Here is a 16890-nt window from a genome sequence, read left to right as displayed (position 1 = left end):
CAGAGGGCGGCCATGTACGGGCATGGGCCGCCCTCGCCCGCTGGGCGGGCGTTCACCGACGTACCGCCGCAGACCGCAGCCGCTCCCACATCAGGTCGACTCGACGGGCGGTGGGATTCGCCATCACGGTCACTAACCTTGGGAACCCACAGACCCCCAAGGAAGTGCATGCAAGTGACCGGATCATGGGTCAATCTGGCCGAGCGCGTGGGAGCGGACCTGCACCTCGAGCTGGTCGGGGCGGGTTCGCGTCGGGCGGCTCTCGCCCAGGCTCTGCGTGAGGCGATCCAGGAAGGGCGGCTGGCCGCCGGGGCCCGGCTGCCGCCCTACCGGTCGCTCGCCGCCGACCTTGGCATCGCGCGGAACACGGTCGCCGACGCGTACGCGGAACTGGTCGCCGAGGGCTGGCTCACCGCCAAGCAAGGTTCAGGCACCCGGGTCGCCGAGCGCGCCGCGCCCGCCAGGCGGGCCCGCGTGCCGAAGGAGCCGCTGTCCGGTGGATTTGCCGTACCCACCCACAATTTGACGCAAGGTCAGCCGGATGCTTCCTCGTTCCCGAGGAACGCGTGGTCGACCGCAACCCGCAGGGCGCTCACCGCCGCGCCGCACGACGCCTTCGGGCCGGGCGATCCTCAGGGCCGCATCGAGCTGCGTACGGCGCTGGCGGACTACCTCGCCCGTGTCCGGGGCGTACGGGCCGGCCCGGAGCGCATCGTGATCTGCTCGGGCTTCTCCGACGCGCTCAGGCTGCTGTTCGGCGGCGGTGTACTGCGCGGGACGCTCGCTGTGGAGGCGTACGGGCTCGCGTTCCACCGCGCCCTGCTGACGGCCGATGGCGTACGGACGGTGCCGCTCGGCCTGGACGAGCGCGGCACGAGGACGGACGAACTTCACGGGCACCGGGGCGTGCGGTCGGTGCTGCTCACCCCGGCCCACCAGTTTCCGGTCGGCGGGCCGCTGGATGCGGGGCGGCGCAACGAGGCGGTGGACTGGGCGCGGGCGCGCGGCGGTGTGGTGATCGAGGACGACTACGACGGCGAGTTCCGCTACGACCGTGAACCGGTCGGCGCGGTCCAGGCGCTGGACCCCGAGCATGTGCTGTACGTCGGGTCGGCCAGCAAGAGCGTGTCGCCCGCGCTGAGACTGGGCTGGATGGTGCTGCCGGAGCATCTTCTCGGTCCGGTCCTGGCGGTGAAGGGGCAACGCGAGCGGTGGACCGGCGTGGTGGAACAGCTCACCTTCGCGGACCTGATCGCCTCCGGTGCTCACGACCGGCACATCCGCAAGATGCGCCAGCGCTACCGTGACCGCCGCAACCGTCTCCTCGCCGCGCTCGCCGAGCACGCGCCGCACATCGAGGTCACGGGGATTGCCGCGGGGTTGCACGCGGTACTGAGGCTGCCTCCCGGCACCGAGACGGCCACCGTGGCCGCGGCGACCCGGCTCGGTCTCGCCCTCGACGGCCTCGCCGGTTTCCGGCACCCCGCCACCCAGGCCGTGCCGTTCGACGGGCTGGTCGTCGGCTACGCGACCCCGCCCGACCACGCGTACGCGGCCGCCCTTGAGGCTCTCTGCCGGATCCTCCCGCCCTCACCCTGAACCCTGCCAACTGGCTTGCGGATTCAGCCCCGGGCGAGTTCCTGCTGCCAGACGGGGCTTTCGAAGTAGTGGTTGTCGAACTGCTCGGAGCTGTCGCGGATGTCCTGTACCGAGGCCTCGCCGCGGTACACCCTCTCCAGCAGCCGGTAGTAGTCGAACCGGTCCATGCCCGGGGTGAAGACGACGAGCATCTCGGCCTCGCTGTCGGGGGCCGGCGCGAAGGCGTGGGGCACGGTCGGCGGGACGGTCAGGAAGTCGCCCTGGCCGAGGGTCAGGACCTGGTCGTCGAGCAGGATCCGCATGGACCCGCTGAGCACGTAGAACATCTCGGTGGCCCGGGTGTGGAAGTGCGCGGGAGCCCCCGGCGATCTCTTGTGCAGCGTCGCGCGGTTGGCGGTCACCGCGCCACCGGTGGCGTTCGCGTCGGCCAGCAGCGTGATGAGGCTGGTCGCTCCGTCCTGCAGCGTCTCGGCCTCGTCGGCGCGGACGAGGACGGGCGTCGCGGCACTGGTGAACGTCATGGTCACTCCTGGGTCTTGAGCGGTTCTGCCGACCGGTGTTCCCGGCGACACCACTAAATCTAGACCCGATAAAGACCCGGAGAAGGGTGCATTGAAGGTGCAGAATCATGGGTCAATTCTCGAGGTGCGGCCCTGGGGCCCCGGACGGACAGAAAGATGTCCGTCCGGGGCCCCAGGGTGTCGACTCACCTCTCAGGGCGCTGCTCTCACTTCTTGGCGCACTCCTTCCAGGCGAGGTGGTAGACGGTGTTGATGTCGCCGTCGGTGGAGTCCATGGTCATGTAGCTGGTGGCGGCCGGGTTGGAGGTGCCGGCGTTCACCCGGAGCTCGGTGTTGATGTTGAAGTTCCGCTGCACACCGCAGGGCGCCCACACGAGCTGTGCCCAGTCGGTGGTGTCGGTGGCCTGCCAGTTGTCCTCGTAGGGGCCTCGGAAGGTGTGTGTCCGGGACGCGGTGTTCGGCGATCCCTGGAAGTAGTACGAGGCCTTCTCGGTGCTGCTGGCGCCGGGCTGGAGTGAGGCGTAGCCGCGGTAGTCGGCGCTGGCGATGGCGTAGGTGAATCCCTGGGGCACGTGGACCAGGAGGTTGAGCTGGCAGTTCTGGCGGGCCGCGGTGGGCGAGGAGTTGCCGCCCGCCTGCGCCAGGTACTGGCTGTAGGTGACGGTGAAGGCGGTGTTGTCCTCGGACACGGCGACGGCGGCGGTGCCCAGGGGACAGCCGGAGCCGTTGACCGTCGCGATGTCGATGACGATCCTGTCCGGGGGCGGGTCGGTGATCGACGCGGGGCCTGCCTGCGCGGGCAGGGCGGAGGCGAACAGAGCGGCAACCGCTCCGCTCACCAGCAGCGGAACTCGCATGGTTCTCCCATCCAGTGCTTTGGGTGCCGGGCGAGCGCGGACGCACGGATGCGCCCGGTCGCGAGGCTGGGGGGTGCGGCGCGCCACGGAGGCGGGCGGCCGTCACGGACCTGGTGCGGTGGATCCGGGGCGCTGGCGGTACGGACAGGGGTGGTGCGACCGGCAACAGTTGAAGCATCATGTACATGCCAGGTCTGACCCCTGGGGCGCCCCACCGGTACGGGCGGGGGTGCTCGAATGCTAGAAGCCCGAGTACGAAAGGGCAGGGCAGACCTCGGCCAACAAACACCCCCAGAACGCCCTCATTTTTGGCGCGGAAAGGCGGGTCGTACCCCTGTAACCCCAACCGAACCGTCCGCCCCGCACGTCACACGACCGCCCGCGACGCATCAAGCGGGAGCCGCACTCCGCCAGCTCCTTCGCTTGGTGCCGGAGCGGTAGCCGCGGGATCCGGCCCCGCACGCCGACTTCCCCAGGCCGCCTCCCCTCCCGTCGGCAAGAACTGCGGAATTCCGGGTTCTCCGCGACGCGGCGTTGCAGCCTCGGCCATCGCCAGTGTCTGTTCAGCGGGGTCCAGTTCTGTTGGGCAAGGCGCCACGGCGACCAGCCCGCGTGGTGGCCGGCCGCTGGTGGGCCAACGCCGAGTCGCGTGCCGGGGAGCCGAACCCGTTGGTGAGTCACGACCAATGGCTGACGGGGACGCCGCCACCTGTGACCGATGCCCCGAGCGACACGTGACCGATGTCGCGTGCGGTGATCGGTGACCGATCGGGGCCCATCGGCCACCGGTGTTGATCGGCCCGCCGTCCCGCCGATCCGCCGCGCCATCGCCACCTGTTCCCTGGGCAAGCGTGCGTACCAAAATCCCGGGGGCGTGCCCACCCTCAGGGGAGGCTTGCCCAGGGTTGCGCGTGCTGGTCACGACGACGCTTGCCCACCCCCTTCCAGGCTTGCCCGATCGGTCACGGGGGCTTGCCCTGGTGGAGGGCAAGCCTCGCAACTGCGCTGTCGGGACTAGAGGCGCGTACGGCACGAGACCCGAGAGGAGACGTCCCGTGTACGACGTTTCGCACCCCGCCTGCGGGTCGGCTTCCTGGAACCGCGCCCAGCTCCTTGAACTGACCGATGCCGTGCTGAGGGCTTTGCTTCAGCGGGCCGCTGGCCTTGACTGATCGGCCGCTCTCGCCGGCCACGTCATCGTCCAGGCGATGCTCTCCGCCGTCGGCCGCATCACCCGAGGGCGCGTCCGCCGAGGGGCCAGTGGGGGAGGACCTCGCGGTACCGACATCTCGCGAACCCGGCGCCGGGCCGGTACGACGTCGCCCTGGCCTGCACCGTGCGCGCGGCTGCGGCAGAAGCCGGACTGCACCCCGCCCGGCCGGGGACGGCGCAGTCACCCGGGCCACAGGGAGCTACTGGAGCTCCTGCTCGACGCGGCCGTCGACGGCGCGCTGTCCACAGCCGACGCGCAGGCGCTGGCCGCGCAGTTGGCCAGAGAGGCTATCGACGCAGCTCGGTCACTCGTGTGACCGAGCGCTTCGGCCGACCCTTTAGCGCGGGAGTTGGCCTGTAAGCAACACGTTGGCTGGACTGGACGTCTCTGGCCTGGCAATAAACGCGCATACAGGGATCATGTGCCATATTGCGGACACATCTCCACGGAAGGCATGACATGAAGTTCGCGGTCATCGGCGGTACCGGGCTGATCGGGTCGCAAGTCGTCACGAAGCTGAACGCCGCCGGGCACGAGGCGGTGCCGCACTCGCAGTCCACCGGAGTCGACGTCATCAGCGGCCAGGGACTGGTCGAGGCGGTGGCGGGGGCCGACGTCATCGTCAACCTCACGAACTCCCCGACCTTCGACGAGGCCTCCCCGGCCTTCTTCCAGACCTCGATGGACAATCTGCTGGCCGCAGGCCGGGAGGGCGGCGTCCGTCACTTCGTCATTCTCTCGATCGTCGGCGCGGACCAGGTGCCAGAGCTGGACTACTACCGGGCCAAGGTGCTCCAGGAGGACATCCTCAAGGCCGGACCGATCCCCTACTCGATCGTCCGAGCGACGCAGTTCATGGAATTCGTCGACGCGATCCTGTCCTGGACGGCCGACGGTGACACCGTCCGGCTGCCCGCCACGCCGATCCAGCCGATCGCCTCCAAGGACGTGGCCGAAGCGGTGGCAGAAGTAGCCGCGGGCGCACCGCTGGGGGGCATTCGCAATATCGCCGGACCTGAGATCTTCTCCCTCGACGAATTGGGCCGGCTCACCCTGTCCCACAAGTCCGACGGCCGCACCGTCGTCACCGACCCCAACGCCGGCATGTTCGCCGTCGTCAAGGGCGACGTCCTCACGGACAAGGACGCCCATCTCGCCCCCACCCGCTACGCCGACTGGCTGTCCTGAACCACTCACGCCCCAGCTCCGGCCTCGACCAGGCACGGGCCACTAGGGGCACCGCACCTGTCCCATTCGTTGAGTTCGTTGCGGCAGACGGAGCCGCGGCCCAGCACGGTCCGCTGCCCCCTGTACGGGCGTACCGGGGGCGCCTTCCGCTGATCCGAATCTGCCGGGACTGGCTGGCCCATGAGCCTGCTGCTCAACGGCGCCGACGGCAGCCAGGGGCCCTCCAGGGGGCCCCGCTCAGGCTCACCAGTGTTGGTGGGCCGGCACGTACCGATTTCCCACGAGGCCTGCCGGCGGTGCGGGCCCGGGCCGTGTCGATCCTGGGAGATCGCAGGGAGAGACCTGTCTGCCGAGCGGGGCCGCCCGGGGGCAGGGTGTGGTGGACGGGGAAGGGGGGTTGTTCCGGGTGTTGGCTGAACCGTTGTCTGGACGGTTGCTTTGGGTGGGGGACCGGAGGTGTTGCCGGGGGTGTGTACCCCGGGCTTTGACGGTCTGTCGTTTTCCCAGGTCAGGGTCTGTGGGCAAGCCTCTTTCGGGAAGCGACACCTCTAATTCGATAGCAATTGGAGGTTCTGGATCTGATGGGCCGGAGGCGCCGTGTTCAGCCCAGGGCAGGACGTGTGTGGTCCGCTCCGCGCCGTGGTGACCCCTACGGCACCTGCGTCCGTCCCGCGACAGCCGCAGGGAGAGGTCACCGCTGTTCGGGGCCGGGGGCCGGCTGGAGGGTACGAGTACCGGTAAGGCGCAGGAGCGGATCTGGTGGCCGACGGTAGTCGGACTGGGCCCAGGAGATCGTGAACAGATGCGAGGGCGGCGTCCTGCTGTGCCGGGTGACTGGTTTCCGAGGGCGCGCTGCCGCGCACGGCGCCGATGTGCCCCGGCGGGTCCGCCTAGCTGACCATGGCCCGCTGGTCCAGTGGGGACGCCGGCACGGTGTCCAGTTGCCCGTGGGGACCCGGATCTGCCGGTCGGTCACGACGAGGCGGCTGATCGGGGCGCCGTTACCCGGGACTTGGAGGGTTGTCTCATGTGGCAGGTTTGGCGAGCTTCTTGAGCAGGTCAGGTCGGCGGTCATGGCCCGGTCTCGGTTGTGCCGGTCGTTGCGGACCACGTACAGGATCTTGAGACCGTGAGCAGCCCGTGGCAGGCTCGTGCCGCATGATCGATGAGTTCGCGAAGGACAACCTGCACAAGAGGCTGCGGCGGGACCGTGAGGCGCTGCTCTGGAAGCTTGACGGCTTGTCCGAATACGATGCCCGCCGGCCTTTGACTGCGACCGGGACCAACCTCCTGGGCCTGGTCAAGCATGTGGCCACGGTCGAGGCCAGGTATTTCGGGGAGGTTTTCGACCGGCCTTCACCGGAGCCGCTGGTCCGGTGGCAGGACTCCGACGGCAGCGATCTGTGGGCGAGCGAGGATGAGACGCGCGATCAGATCATCGGGTTCTACCGGCGCACGTGGGAGCACTCGGATGCGACGATCGACGAGCTTCCTCTCGACGCCCTGGGTCACGTGCCGTGGTGGTCGGAGCCTTGTCCCAACACGAACCTGTTCGCTGTCATGGTCCATGTCCTGGCCGAGTCCATCCGGCATGCCGGGCAGGCCGATGTCCTGCGTGAGGGCCTCGACGGCCGGACCGGGTTGCGCGCTGAACTGGAGCAGCGGATCGACGAGGAAGCGCGTGCGGCCTACTGCGCGAAGATCGAGCGGGCCGCGAGGTCGGCCGCATCGATCAAGGCTTGGAGGAGCTAACACGATGCCTGGACTCGCCCATAGGTGATCACACAGCAGGCGAGCTTCAGGAGCGCCTCGTGGATGTCGTCGCGGGATCCCAGCGGATCTGTAGCCGTCGGAAGCCGTGGATCCACGCATTCGTCCGCTCAACTACCCAGCGGACCGAGCCCAGGCCGGAGCTGTGCGGAACTCCGCGTCGGGCGATGATCGGCTTGATGCCACGCTTCCACAGGAGCCGAGGGGGACTTGTCGTAGTCGTAGCCCGGTTGGCGAACGACTGCCGCGTTGGTGATGGGGACGGCCGGTTCCACACCCCCGGTGTCGTGCCAGTCCCACTGTCGGCGCCAGCATGTCATCCCGGACCCTCTTACTGGGCGTATTCGGGTGATCCGACAACGTGGCGAGGTGCCGTAGCTGTCGTCGCGCGCCCTCCGGCGGTGTCCCCTCCCCGCGCGGCCGCCGTCGCCCCGGCCCCTTCCGCCGCCCGGCCCCGCTCGCCGCGCCGGTTTGTGACCGCCGCCCTACGCTCGGGGCATGCGACGCCGCCCGATGCACATGTCTGCCGAGGCCCAGGACGCTCTGCGCACCGCGCTGGAGGAACTCCGCGCGGAGCTGAAGGTCCCCCTGAGCTTCCCCAAGCGCGTACTCAAAGCGGCTGACAAGGCTGCGGGTGAGGCGCGCTTGCCCGACAAGGACGCCACTCACCTGCCGTTCTTCACGATCGATCCGCCGACCTCGAAGGACCTCGACCAGGCCATTCACCTGGAACGGCGGCCCGGTGGCGGCTATCGCGTGTACTACGCCATCGCGGACGTGGCGACCTTCGTCAGGGCGGGCAGCCCTTTGGACGTCGAGGCGCACGACAGGATCGAGACGCTGTACTTCCCCGACCTCAAGGTGCCCCTGCACCCGCCCGTCCTCTCCGAGGGCGCGGCCAGCCTGCTGCCGAACAAGGACCGCCCCGCCCTGTTGTGGCAGCACGACCTCGACGCCCACGGCAATCTGACCGACTCGTCTGTGAGTCGGGCGATGATCCGAAGTCGGGCCCAGCTCGACTACGCCGGCGCCCAGCAGGCCATCGACAACGGCACGGCGGAGGAGTCTCTCGCCCTGCTACGCGAGATCGGCGAGCTGCGGGAGGCCGTCGAAGTTGCGCGCGGCGGTATCTCGGTGAATCTGCCGGACCAGGAGGTCACCCTCGAGGACGGATCGTTCCGGCTGCGCTACCTGGCGACGCTGCCGGTCGAGGGCTGGAACGAGCAGATCTCCCTCATGACTGGGATGTCCGCGGCCCAGATCATGCTCGACACGGGTACCGGGATTCTGCGGACCCAGAAGGAGCTGGCCGATCAGAACGTGATCAAGCGCCTGCACGACATCGCGAAGGCCCTGGGTATCGTCTGGCGGCCCGGCATCTCGTACGCCGCGCTGGTCCGCAAGCTCGATCCCCAGAACCAGCAGCACATGGCTTTCCTCAGCGAGGCCACGAGCACGATGCTCAAGGCGGAGTACACCGTCTTCCGCGACAACCAGAAGCCGGCGTACACGATGCACGCAGCGATCGCGGCCCCGTACACCCATTGCACGGCTCCGCTGCGTCGCCTGGTCGACCGGTACACCGGTGAGTTGTGCGTGATGGCGTGCGCGGACAAGGCCCCGCCGAACTGGGTGCTCGACGCCCTGTCCTGCATTCCGTGCGACGCGGCACGGGGGAAGGGCGGTCTGGCGGGCCGGCAGACGGTGGACCTGGCCGAGGCCGCGGTGCTCAAGGACCGCGTGGGCGAGGTGTTCAATGCCGCGGTCATCGACACCGACGCGGAGCGGGGCAGGCCGCGCGAGGGCAAAGTGTTCCTGGCTGACCCCGCCGTGCTGGCCAAGGTCGTCTCGACCAACGGCCTGGATCTCCAGCTCGGATCCAGCATCAGGGCCAGGCTCAAGCAGGCGGACCCCGCCGCGGACGAGGACAAGGTCCTCTTCACCGTGCCCTAAGGGCTTGCGGGGAAGCAACACCTTGATTCCCTGCAAGCCCTAAGAGCTGTCCCGTAATGGATCTTCGACAACAACAGGTGGATCCGTGCGCTGGGGGACGGCTCCGAGCCATGCGGCTAGGGGCGGGTTGTGCAGGCGGGCGGCGCCAAGCATCGAGGTGTGGACGGGGTCGCCCAGACTCCGGTCGCACTGCTGGGCGCCTTCTGGCTGGAGCTGCTGCTCGTCGAGGAGCGGAGCCTCAGCTGTTCTGGATGCGGCGGGCCGCAGCAACGAGCTCTGCAGGCAGCGCGGGACCAGCACACGCGTGATCAATCAGCAGGTCCCGGTACGAGTCGTTCGGCAGGTTCGGCGCCAGTTCGATGAGTTCGCTCAGTTCGGCAGGCGAGCCGGTCAGCCGTGCCCGATAGGCGGCCCCGGCCGCACGGAGTGTGAGCTCAGTCGACTCGTGCTCCATTCCCTGATCGATCAGCCGGACCGCGGCGGTGAAGTCGCCCTGTTCGGCGTGTATGTCGGCCAGGTCGAGATAGAGCGACCAGTTGGCCGGGTCCAGGGTAAGAGCGCGCTCGAACGCCGCCGCGGTCTGTTTATGATCACCCAGCTTGCGCCACGTGCCGGCTCGCACGACTTCCGTCAGCATGATCCGCTCCGCGGAGTCCGCCTTGTCGCAGAGGGCAAAAGACGCATCGGTGAGACCGCATGCCCGCAGCAAGATCGCCATCTTGGCCAACGCCTCCGGCGACGGCTGTCGGGCAGCGACCGCGTCGATGGCATCGAACCAGGGCCGGAACCGTTCCCGCATGCCCTCTGTGTCCAGACGATGGCCATAGTCCATCGTCCGCATTGCGGCCTCGGCCAGCGCGTGGGCACTCACCACACCGAGGAATCGTGCATCGCTGAACCAGGGGGCTTTGGCCCATGCGATGTCGGGTTGCACACCCGTGACCGATCCGATCGCCTGCGCCGCGCCGTCCATGTCACCCTCAAGGAAGCTGATGTACGACTGCGCCAGTACCGTCCTCAAGGAGTCGGCCCCCTGAACGACCTCGACCAGTTCCGACGGCTTGTCCCTCCACAACTCGGCAAGCACCGTATAGGACTCGGGGTCTTCAGGTGCGGAGGCGATGGCGCCCGCGAGGTAGTGCACGGCTTCGGCTGGGCTGCCCCCGCAGTGCGCCATCACCCGCGCGAGACCTACTCCAGCTGCTACCGCCCGATTCGACACTGTCCGAGGGTATCCCCGGCGGCCGTCTGTCGGCCCGTCCCCCCATGGCTCGCTGGACACGATGCCATGATCTTGTTGTGGCAGGAGTGATTGCAGCGTCGGAACCGTCCTGGATAGCCCCGTTCACCGGGCTGAGCCCGCGGCAGTTCGGCAAGCTGATTACCACGCTGCGGCGTGAGGGCGCGGACGCGGTCCGCAAGGGTCGGCCCTGGGGGCTGCCGTTGGAGGACCGGGTTCTGTTGGTCGCCGCGTACTGGCGCACGAACCTGACATTGCGGTAGCTAGCCCCCTGTTCGGGGTCTCAAAGTCCGCGGCTGACCGCATCATCGGGCATCTCGGTCCCCTCTTCGCGCTGCGGCCGCGCAAGCGGTTCCCCAAGGACACCGTACTCATCGTGGACGGCACCCTGGTGCTCACCCGCGACCACACGGTCCCCGAGCAGTCCAAGAACTACCGGTACTCCACCAACCACCAGGTCGTCATCGACGTCGACAGCCGCCTGATCGTCGTGGCCGGCCGGCCGGATCCCGGGGGGTGTGCTGGGTGGTGGGTGAGGCTTGCCCGGGGTTGTGTGGGGCTGGTCGTGTAGGGGCTTTCCTGTCCCGTTGTCTGGCTTGCCTGTTTGGTCGTAGAAGGCTTGCCCTGGTGAGGGGCAAGCCTTCTATCTGCGCTGTTGTGGTGTTGGGCAGGCTTTTGGGCATGCCGGTGTGTGGAGTGTGTGCGGCACGAGATCCGAATGGAGACGTGTCGTGGATGATGTTTTGCCTCCTGCTGGTGGTGGGTTGTTCGATCGGTTGGATGCTGATTGGGCCGTGCTGTGCGCGGATCCCGCGGTCCAGCTGGCGGTGGCCGGCTGGGTGGCCGATGCCCGCCTGACCGGCACGGTCGCGGCCGATGCCCCGTCCGGCTCGCTGACACCCGCTCAGTTCCTGGCCGTGTTGCGGCCGGGGGCCGGTGGTGTGTCGGGTGGGTTGGCCGACGCTGTGTTGCGGGTGTTGCTTCAGTGTGCTGCCGGTCGTGACCGGTCGGCTGTTCTGGCGGGTCGTGTCGTCGTCCAGGTGATGCTTCCCGCTGTCGTCCGTATGGTCCGGGGTCAGGTGCGGGCGGCCGGTGGCCGGACGCGGGACGCGGTAGGTCATGTGGCGGTGGCTGTTCTCTATGAGGTGGCGCGTTCGGGCCGTGTCCATCTCCGCCCGGGCCGGCCGGCCGCGAACCTTGCGCTGGACACTTTGCGGCGGCTTCTGGCGGAGTTGGCCGCTGAGCAGGGCCCGGTGGGGGAAGGGCTCTCGGCCGTGGAGTGCGTCGTGGATCCGGCGCCGGGCCCGTTCGAGATCGCTTGCGCCCGCACGGTGCGTGCGGCCGCTGTGGCGGCCGGTCTTCATGCCGGCCCGGCCGGTGACACCGAAGGCCTCCCGGCCCGGGTGGAGGTGCTGGAGCTCTTGCTCGAGGTGGTCCGTGACGGCGTGTTGTCCACCGCCGAGGCGCGGGTGCTGGCCTGGCACCACATCCCCGGTGGCATCGCCGACGCCGAGGCCGCCGCCCGTGCCGGGACCACGGGCGGTGCCTGGCAGCGCCGCCGCTCCCGCGCGCTGGCCCGCCTCCGGGCATCCCTCCAGCCCGCGGCCTGACTACCGCCCCGGCCAACCGTTCGCACCCCCCGCTTTTTGGAGTTGTGTCTTGACCACACGTGCCACCACCACCGTTGACGCCCACGAGGTGCGCGTCACCCGCGCCCAGCACCTGCCTATCCACCTCGGTGCCGCTCTCGACGCCCGCCCCTCCGCCACCGGCACCTCCGCGTGGCTCCGCGTCTTCCTCGACGAGGATGCCGGGCCGGTCCTCGCCGCCACTCTCGCTGTGCTTCGCCGTCGCCCCGAAGCGGAGCTGCGCGACCGGATCGGCGAACTCGTCGGATACGGCTTGCGCTTGGCCGGGGGCACGGTATGAGCCCCTTCCTCATGGGCCGCCGGAGGCTGGCCGACCCGGGGATGCCTGCCGTCCATGATCCCGAGGCCGGCGCCGGTTGGGTCGGGGGGTGGTCGACCGGTGCGCAGGCCAACTCCACGGCGTTGCTGCGCTGGTTCGCCTGGGGCCTGATCGCGCTCGGCCCACTTCTGGGCGCGTTCGCCTACCTGTCCGTGCCCACCACAGTCGCGGCCCCGGCGGCGTCGACTGGCCCGTCTGTGTCGGTGGCGCGTGGTGGGCAGGGTGCGGCGGGTTTCGCGACTCTCTTCGTCGCCGCCTACCTGTCCGCCGGGCGCGGTGACGAGCCGGAGCTCGCCGCCTTCTACCCGCCCGCCAGCAGCATTCAGCTTGACGGAGTCTCCGGCCAGCGCCGGGGTGATCAGCTGACGGTGGTCCGGCTTCGCCAGACCGAGGCGTCGGTTTGGTCGGTCACGGTCGCGGCCCGCGTCACCGGCGCGACGCCGTCGGCGACGCCGGCCACCCAGCTCGGTGCCTCCCCTCCTCCGGTGGCCGGGGCCGGTGTGGTGCGCTTCTTCCAGGTGCCTGTGGTCACGGCTCCCGGTGCTGGGGGAGCGATGGCGTATGTGGCGCTGGCGATGCCGGCCGAGGTCGCCGCACCGGAGCGGGCCAAGCTCCCGGATCTGGTCTATGGCGCGATGCGCCCGGCGCTGCCCACCGACCCCCGCACCCAGGCTGTGACCAGCTTCCTGACCGCCTACCTCACGAACGCCGGCGTCGAGTTGGACCGTTACCTCGCTCCCGGCACGCGTCTGGCCGCGCCGTCCCCGGCCCCGTACACGGGTATCGCGGTGGACCAGCTCGCCGTCGAGGGCGAGACCGGCGGCGAACCCGTCGTCTCCGTTCCCGGTGACGGCACGACCCTGCGTCTGCTCGTCACCCTCCGGGCGACCGGACGGGACGGGGTGCGGCTCCCGCTGACTTACGCCCTCACGCTCAAGGCCCGTGCCGGCCGTTGGGAGATCGCCGGCCTCGACGGCGCCCCCGCCACCACCCCACCGACCCCGGAACCGGCACCGGCCGCCTCTGGCGCCCCGGGTCTGTAGCCCACTCCCACTGCATAGAAGGAGTACGCGCATGGTTTCCACGATCACTCTGGCCGCGGGCTGGATCCAGACCGGTACGGGTCTGGGCAATGACATCAAGGGCCTGATCTTCGAGGTCGCGATCCCGAGCTTGTGCGGGATCTTCGTCGTGGTTGTCGGCTGGAGGACGAAGGCGCCGGGTCCGACGATCATGGCTGTCGTCTTCGCGTCGATCCTGTGGGGCCTGTCCGCGAACATGGCCACCCTCAAGGGCAAGACGACCGAGGACATCGTCCACTACCAGCGCGACACCGACACTGGCATCGTCCGGAGTGACCGGTGAGCGACGCCACCGGCGCCGGTGGGGGCGGGTCGGATGTCGAGCAGGTCGGCCGCAGTTACACCAGGGCCCGGCGCGCGCCGCTGGTCCACGGGGTGATCCGGGACGTCAACGGTGGTCGGGGGATCCGGCTGCCCGGCGGCCCCTACACCCTCACCCAATTGGCCGGGATCGTCACCACGGTCGCCGCCCTGATCCTGACCCGCCCCGTGTGGGGCGGCCGCGGCTGGCTCGACGCCGTCGTCCTCCTGGTCCTGCCAGCGGTGGTGACGTTCGTGCTGCGCCACCTCCACATCGACGGCCGCAACCCCGCGGCCGCCCTGTTGAGCATCGCCCTGATGCTGGCCGCGCCGAGGCGTGGCCGGCTCCGCGGCCGCACCTACCGGCCGGCTAGGCCCACCCGCGGCGACACCCGCATTCACCTGCCTACCGACGAACAGGCCGTCGGAGCGACCGCCCCGGCGGCCGCCGCCTCAGCCCCGGAGCCCCGGTCGAAGCAGTCCCGGCCCAGGCACGTGGCGACCGCCGCCGCGCCGATCGCGCCTGCTGGCCTGTCGGCGCCCGCTGCGCCGGTGGCGTCGGGGGTGCAGGCCCTCCTTGCCCGCCGAGCTCCCACGACCCGTACCTGGCTGGAGGACTGACGATGCGTCTGCCGATCCGGCACGTCCAGCAGAACCTGATCTTCACCACCCACGGCAACGTCTGGGCCCTCTGGCGCGTCGCCGCCACCAACTACTCCCACGCCCCCGCCGTGGTGAAGCGCCGTCGCCTGAAGGCTCTGGAGGGCCTGTTCAAGGCGCTCACCGGCGAGCCGATGCTCATGAGCCTGTGCCCGCAGATCGACCCGACCGCCGTGGTGCGCGCCATGGTCGACGACATCGACCTGGAACGCGCCCCCCGCTACGAGCGCCTCGGACATACGGTCCTGGACCAGCTGGAGTCCATGGAGCTGACCGGCCGCACCGACTGGCTCGCAATCCCGCTTCCCCTGCTGTCGCAGAAGGACGCGGTGCTGTCGGCGTTCCGGGCGGCGAAGGCGGAAGTCGCCCTGCAGCTCGGGCTGATGCCCGCCGCCGTCACCGATGCGGAGGTGCGGCGGTGTCTGGAGCAGGCCCGGCGGATCCAGGCCCAGTGGCCGACCGGGGTGTCGATGCGGCCGGCCTCGGAGGCAGAAATCCTGTGGATCTACGGCCACAGCGCGCGCCGCGGGCTCACGGAGCCGTTCCTCCCGGACGGCACCGAGACCCCGGTCCGCGGCCGCGGCCGCAACGTGGCCGCCTTGGGGGAACTCCTCCTCGCCGAGGGCGGCACCGACTTCACAGGAGGCCCCGCGCAGGCGGCCAATCCGTTCGCGCGTCGCTTCCTGCAGGTGTCGAGTGAGTGGGGTGACTCCTACCAGGCGCTCCTGGCCCTCTCGGAGATGCCGGAGGCGTTCGCCCTGCCCGGGGCGGCCTACCTTCAGCAACTCGACGACCTGGCCTACCCCATCGACTGGACCGCCCGACTCGTCATAGTGCCCGGCTCGAAGGCCGAGCCGAAGGTTCGCAAGCGCGCCCGGCACCTCAAGGCGCAGGCCGCCGAGTACGAGGGCGACCCGGCCGGTCCGCCGGCGGCCGTCGCGCGGAATCAGGCCGATAACGAGGAATATCACGAGCGGCTCACCGCGAACCGGCGCGAGGTGGAGATCCGCGCCATGGTCACCCTTGCCGTGTGGGGCGACAGCCCTGACGACGCGATGGACCAGGCTGCCGCGCTCGCCTCCGACTTCGGATCCACCGACTACACCTTCTCCCGCCCCGCTGGCGAGCAGAGCAGCTTGTGGCAGGCGATGCTGCCCGGCTGCCGCACGCCCCGCGTCATGGCCGGTTACGCGCAGATCCTCCTGGCCCGCGACTTCGCGATGGCCATGCCCTGGTGCGGCTCCCAGCTCGGCGACGAACGCGGCGGCCTCTACGGCCTGCAGGTCGCCTCTGGCGGCGCCCGCCCCGTCCTCATTGACCCCGCCCGCGGCCCCCGCGAGAACGCGTCCGCGTCGATGGCCTGGCTCGGTGAGCTCGGCGCCGGCAAGTCCGTCGGAATGAAGGGCGCCGTTTACAACGTCCTGGCCCGGGGCCACCAGCTCGGCCGCCCGGGCTCCCGCGGCCGCGCTGTCATCGTCGACCGCACCACCGACCAGGAATGGGCGCGCTTTGCCGAAGCGTGCCCGGGCACCACGCAGCTGATCCGCATCGACCACAGCGCCGCAGTTTCCCTCGACCCGCTGCGCCTCTACAAGGAGAACAGCCCCCAGGTCGCGGCCCGCTTCACTGAGTCCTTCCTGACCCTGCTGCTCGGTGTACGGCCGATGGACCTCGAAGGCGTGGCCCTCTCCGAGGCTGTCCAGGCCGTCCTGGCCCGGCCGGAGCCGTCGATGCGCGCCCTGATGGAGGAGCTCACCGCGCGCGGCGCCGGTGACGCGGCCGCGCAGGGTCTGGCCCGCAAGCTCGCCTCGGTCGCCCGCAAGGACCTGGCCCGCGTCGTCTTCGACGAGACCCTGCCGGTGGTCGACACCCATCGCGCCGACAGTGTCGTCTTCCTCGTCAGCGCGCTCGCCCTGCCGAAGAAGAACGAACTCGCCTCCGAGCATCGCATCCAGCGCCTGGAGTTCGAGAAGGTCCTGGGCCGGGCCTTGATGTATCTGATCGCGGCGGTCTCCCGTGAGACCGCGATGCGTTCCAGGGACGAGTTCGCGGTGACCGTTTTCGACGAGTGCTGGTGGCTCACCTCCAGTGACGAAGGCCTGGAACTGCTCCTGGAACTGCTGCGTGATGGCCGCAAGCGCAACGCCGCCGCCTATGTCGGCTCGCACGACGCCGACGACATCGGGCCGGCCGACAGCGAGAAGGGCGCCATCGTCCGCGGTCTCATCCCGCACCGGTTCGTCTTCCGGCAGACGAGTCGCCCCCTCGCCGCCCGCTCCCTGGAGTTCCTCGGCGTGGACTCCACCGATGCCGAACTGCTGGACCTGGTGACGGGCGGGCTCTCGCCGCTCGGCCTGCCCGAGGACCAGCGCCGGGCCCGGGCGGGGGAGTGCCTCTACCGCGACCTGGCCGGCCGCATCGGTGTCATGCGCGTCCTCATCCCCATGGACTGGGCGATCGAGCAGGTCATCCACACCACTCCGACCGGCGAGCGGGCCGCAAGCCGATGAGCCCTCTCACTCCATGGAAGCGACTGGGG

At 69.8% G+C, this 16890-nt stretch carries 13 protein-coding genes and 2 pseudogenes; 11 read left to right on the top strand and 4 right to left on the bottom strand.

Annotation, left to right across the window (positions count from 1 at the left end):
- Positions 1–174: 174 nt before the first annotated feature.
- Entirely contained in the window at positions 175–1599 is a 1425-nt protein-coding gene (gene pdxR, locus ACWCO8_RS18375; RefSeq protein WP_451033078.1) for a MocR-like pyridoxine biosynthesis transcription factor PdxR, read from the top strand.
- Between the two features lie 23 nt (positions 1600–1622).
- Here the strand turns inward: pdxR and ACWCO8_RS18370 are convergent, their stop codons facing one another.
- Both ACWCO8_RS18370 and ACWCO8_RS18365 read right to left on the bottom strand, forming a co-directional pair.
- Entirely contained in the window at positions 1623–2120 is a 498-nt protein-coding gene (locus ACWCO8_RS18370) for a cupin domain-containing protein (protein ID WP_451033077.1), read from the bottom strand.
- Between the two features lie 206 nt (positions 2121–2326).
- Complete coding sequence (locus tag ACWCO8_RS18365) at positions 2327–2977, bottom strand: DUF4360 domain-containing protein (RefSeq protein WP_362017307.1); 651 nt, start codon at positions 2975–2977, stop codon at positions 2327–2329.
- A gap of 1672 nt (positions 2978–4649) precedes the next feature.
- Here ACWCO8_RS18365 and ACWCO8_RS18360 point away from each other — a divergent pair.
- Both ACWCO8_RS18360 and ACWCO8_RS18355 read left to right on the top strand, forming a co-directional pair.
- A complete protein-coding gene (locus tag ACWCO8_RS18360; RefSeq protein ID WP_451033076.1) occupies positions 4650–5378 on the top strand; it encodes an SDR family oxidoreductase in 729 nt (242 codons plus the stop codon).
- Between the two features lie 1158 nt (positions 5379–6536).
- The gene (locus tag ACWCO8_RS18355; protein WP_451033075.1) at positions 6537–7130 is read left to right on the top strand and encodes a DinB family protein; all 594 of its coding nucleotides are present in this window, start codon (positions 6537–6539) and stop codon (positions 7128–7130) included.
- On the opposite strand, the pseudogene ACWCO8_RS18350 reads toward ACWCO8_RS18355, so the two are convergent.
- Positions 7127–7335: pseudogene (locus tag ACWCO8_RS18350) on the bottom strand (transposase); the annotation flags it as partial. The gene ACWCO8_RS18355 and the pseudogene ACWCO8_RS18350 sit on opposite strands and share 4 nt — an antisense overlap.
- Positions 7336–7646: 311 nt before the next feature.
- On the opposite strand from ACWCO8_RS18350, the gene ACWCO8_RS18345 reads away from it, so the two are divergent.
- Positions 7647–9101: an RNB domain-containing ribonuclease gene (locus ACWCO8_RS18345; RefSeq protein WP_451033074.1), complete on the top strand. Its 1455-nt coding sequence runs from the start codon at positions 7647–7649 to the stop codon at positions 9099–9101.
- Between the two features lie 238 nt (positions 9102–9339).
- On the opposite strand, the gene ACWCO8_RS18340 is transcribed toward ACWCO8_RS18345, so the two are convergent.
- Positions 9340–10245: a tetratricopeptide repeat protein gene (locus tag ACWCO8_RS18340; protein ID WP_451033073.1), complete on the bottom strand. Its 906-nt coding sequence runs from the start codon at positions 10243–10245 to the stop codon at positions 9340–9342.
- A gap of 155 nt (positions 10246–10400) precedes the next feature.
- Between ACWCO8_RS18340 and ACWCO8_RS18335 the strand changes: the two are divergent.
- The 7 genes and pseudogenes from ACWCO8_RS18335 to ACWCO8_RS18305 all read left to right on the top strand — a co-directional run.
- A pseudogene (locus ACWCO8_RS18335) lies at positions 10401–10855 on the top strand (transposase family protein); the annotation flags it as partial.
- A 217-nt stretch (positions 10856–11072) separates the two neighbouring features.
- A complete protein-coding gene (locus ACWCO8_RS18330; RefSeq protein WP_451033072.1) occupies positions 11073–11951 on the top strand; it encodes a hypothetical protein in 879 nt (292 codons plus the stop codon).
- Positions 11952–12000: 49 nt separating this feature from the next.
- Positions 12001–12270: a hypothetical protein gene (locus tag ACWCO8_RS18325; RefSeq protein WP_451033071.1), complete on the top strand. Its 270-nt coding sequence runs from the start codon at positions 12001–12003 to the stop codon at positions 12268–12270.
- Complete coding sequence (locus ACWCO8_RS18320) at positions 12267–13352, top strand: conjugal transfer protein (protein WP_451033070.1); 1086 nt, start codon at positions 12267–12269, stop codon at positions 13350–13352. The genes ACWCO8_RS18325 and ACWCO8_RS18320 overlap by 4 nt, the downstream gene beginning before the upstream one ends.
- A gap of 31 nt (positions 13353–13383) precedes the next feature.
- The gene (locus tag ACWCO8_RS18315; RefSeq protein ID WP_451033069.1) at positions 13384–13674 is read left to right on the top strand and encodes a hypothetical protein; all 291 of its coding nucleotides are present in this window, start codon (positions 13384–13386) and stop codon (positions 13672–13674) included.
- Positions 13671–14312 carry a hypothetical protein gene (locus ACWCO8_RS18310; RefSeq protein ID WP_451033068.1) on the top strand — a complete coding sequence of 214 codons (642 nt, stop codon included), beginning with the start codon at positions 13671–13673 and terminating at the stop codon, positions 14310–14312. The genes ACWCO8_RS18315 and ACWCO8_RS18310 overlap by 4 nt, the downstream gene beginning before the upstream one ends.
- A 2-nt stretch (positions 14313–14314) precedes the next feature.
- Positions 14315–16861 (top strand): ATP-binding protein, encoded by a 2547-nt coding sequence (locus tag ACWCO8_RS18305; protein WP_451033067.1) that lies wholly within the window; start codon positions 14315–14317, stop codon positions 16859–16861.
- Positions 16862–16890 lie beyond the last annotated feature (29 nt).

This window comes from Streptomyces sp. NPDC001927 (assembly GCF_053594455.1).
The sequence above is the reverse complement of the archived record's forward strand: the minus strand, read 5'-3'. Positions and strand labels throughout refer to the sequence as shown.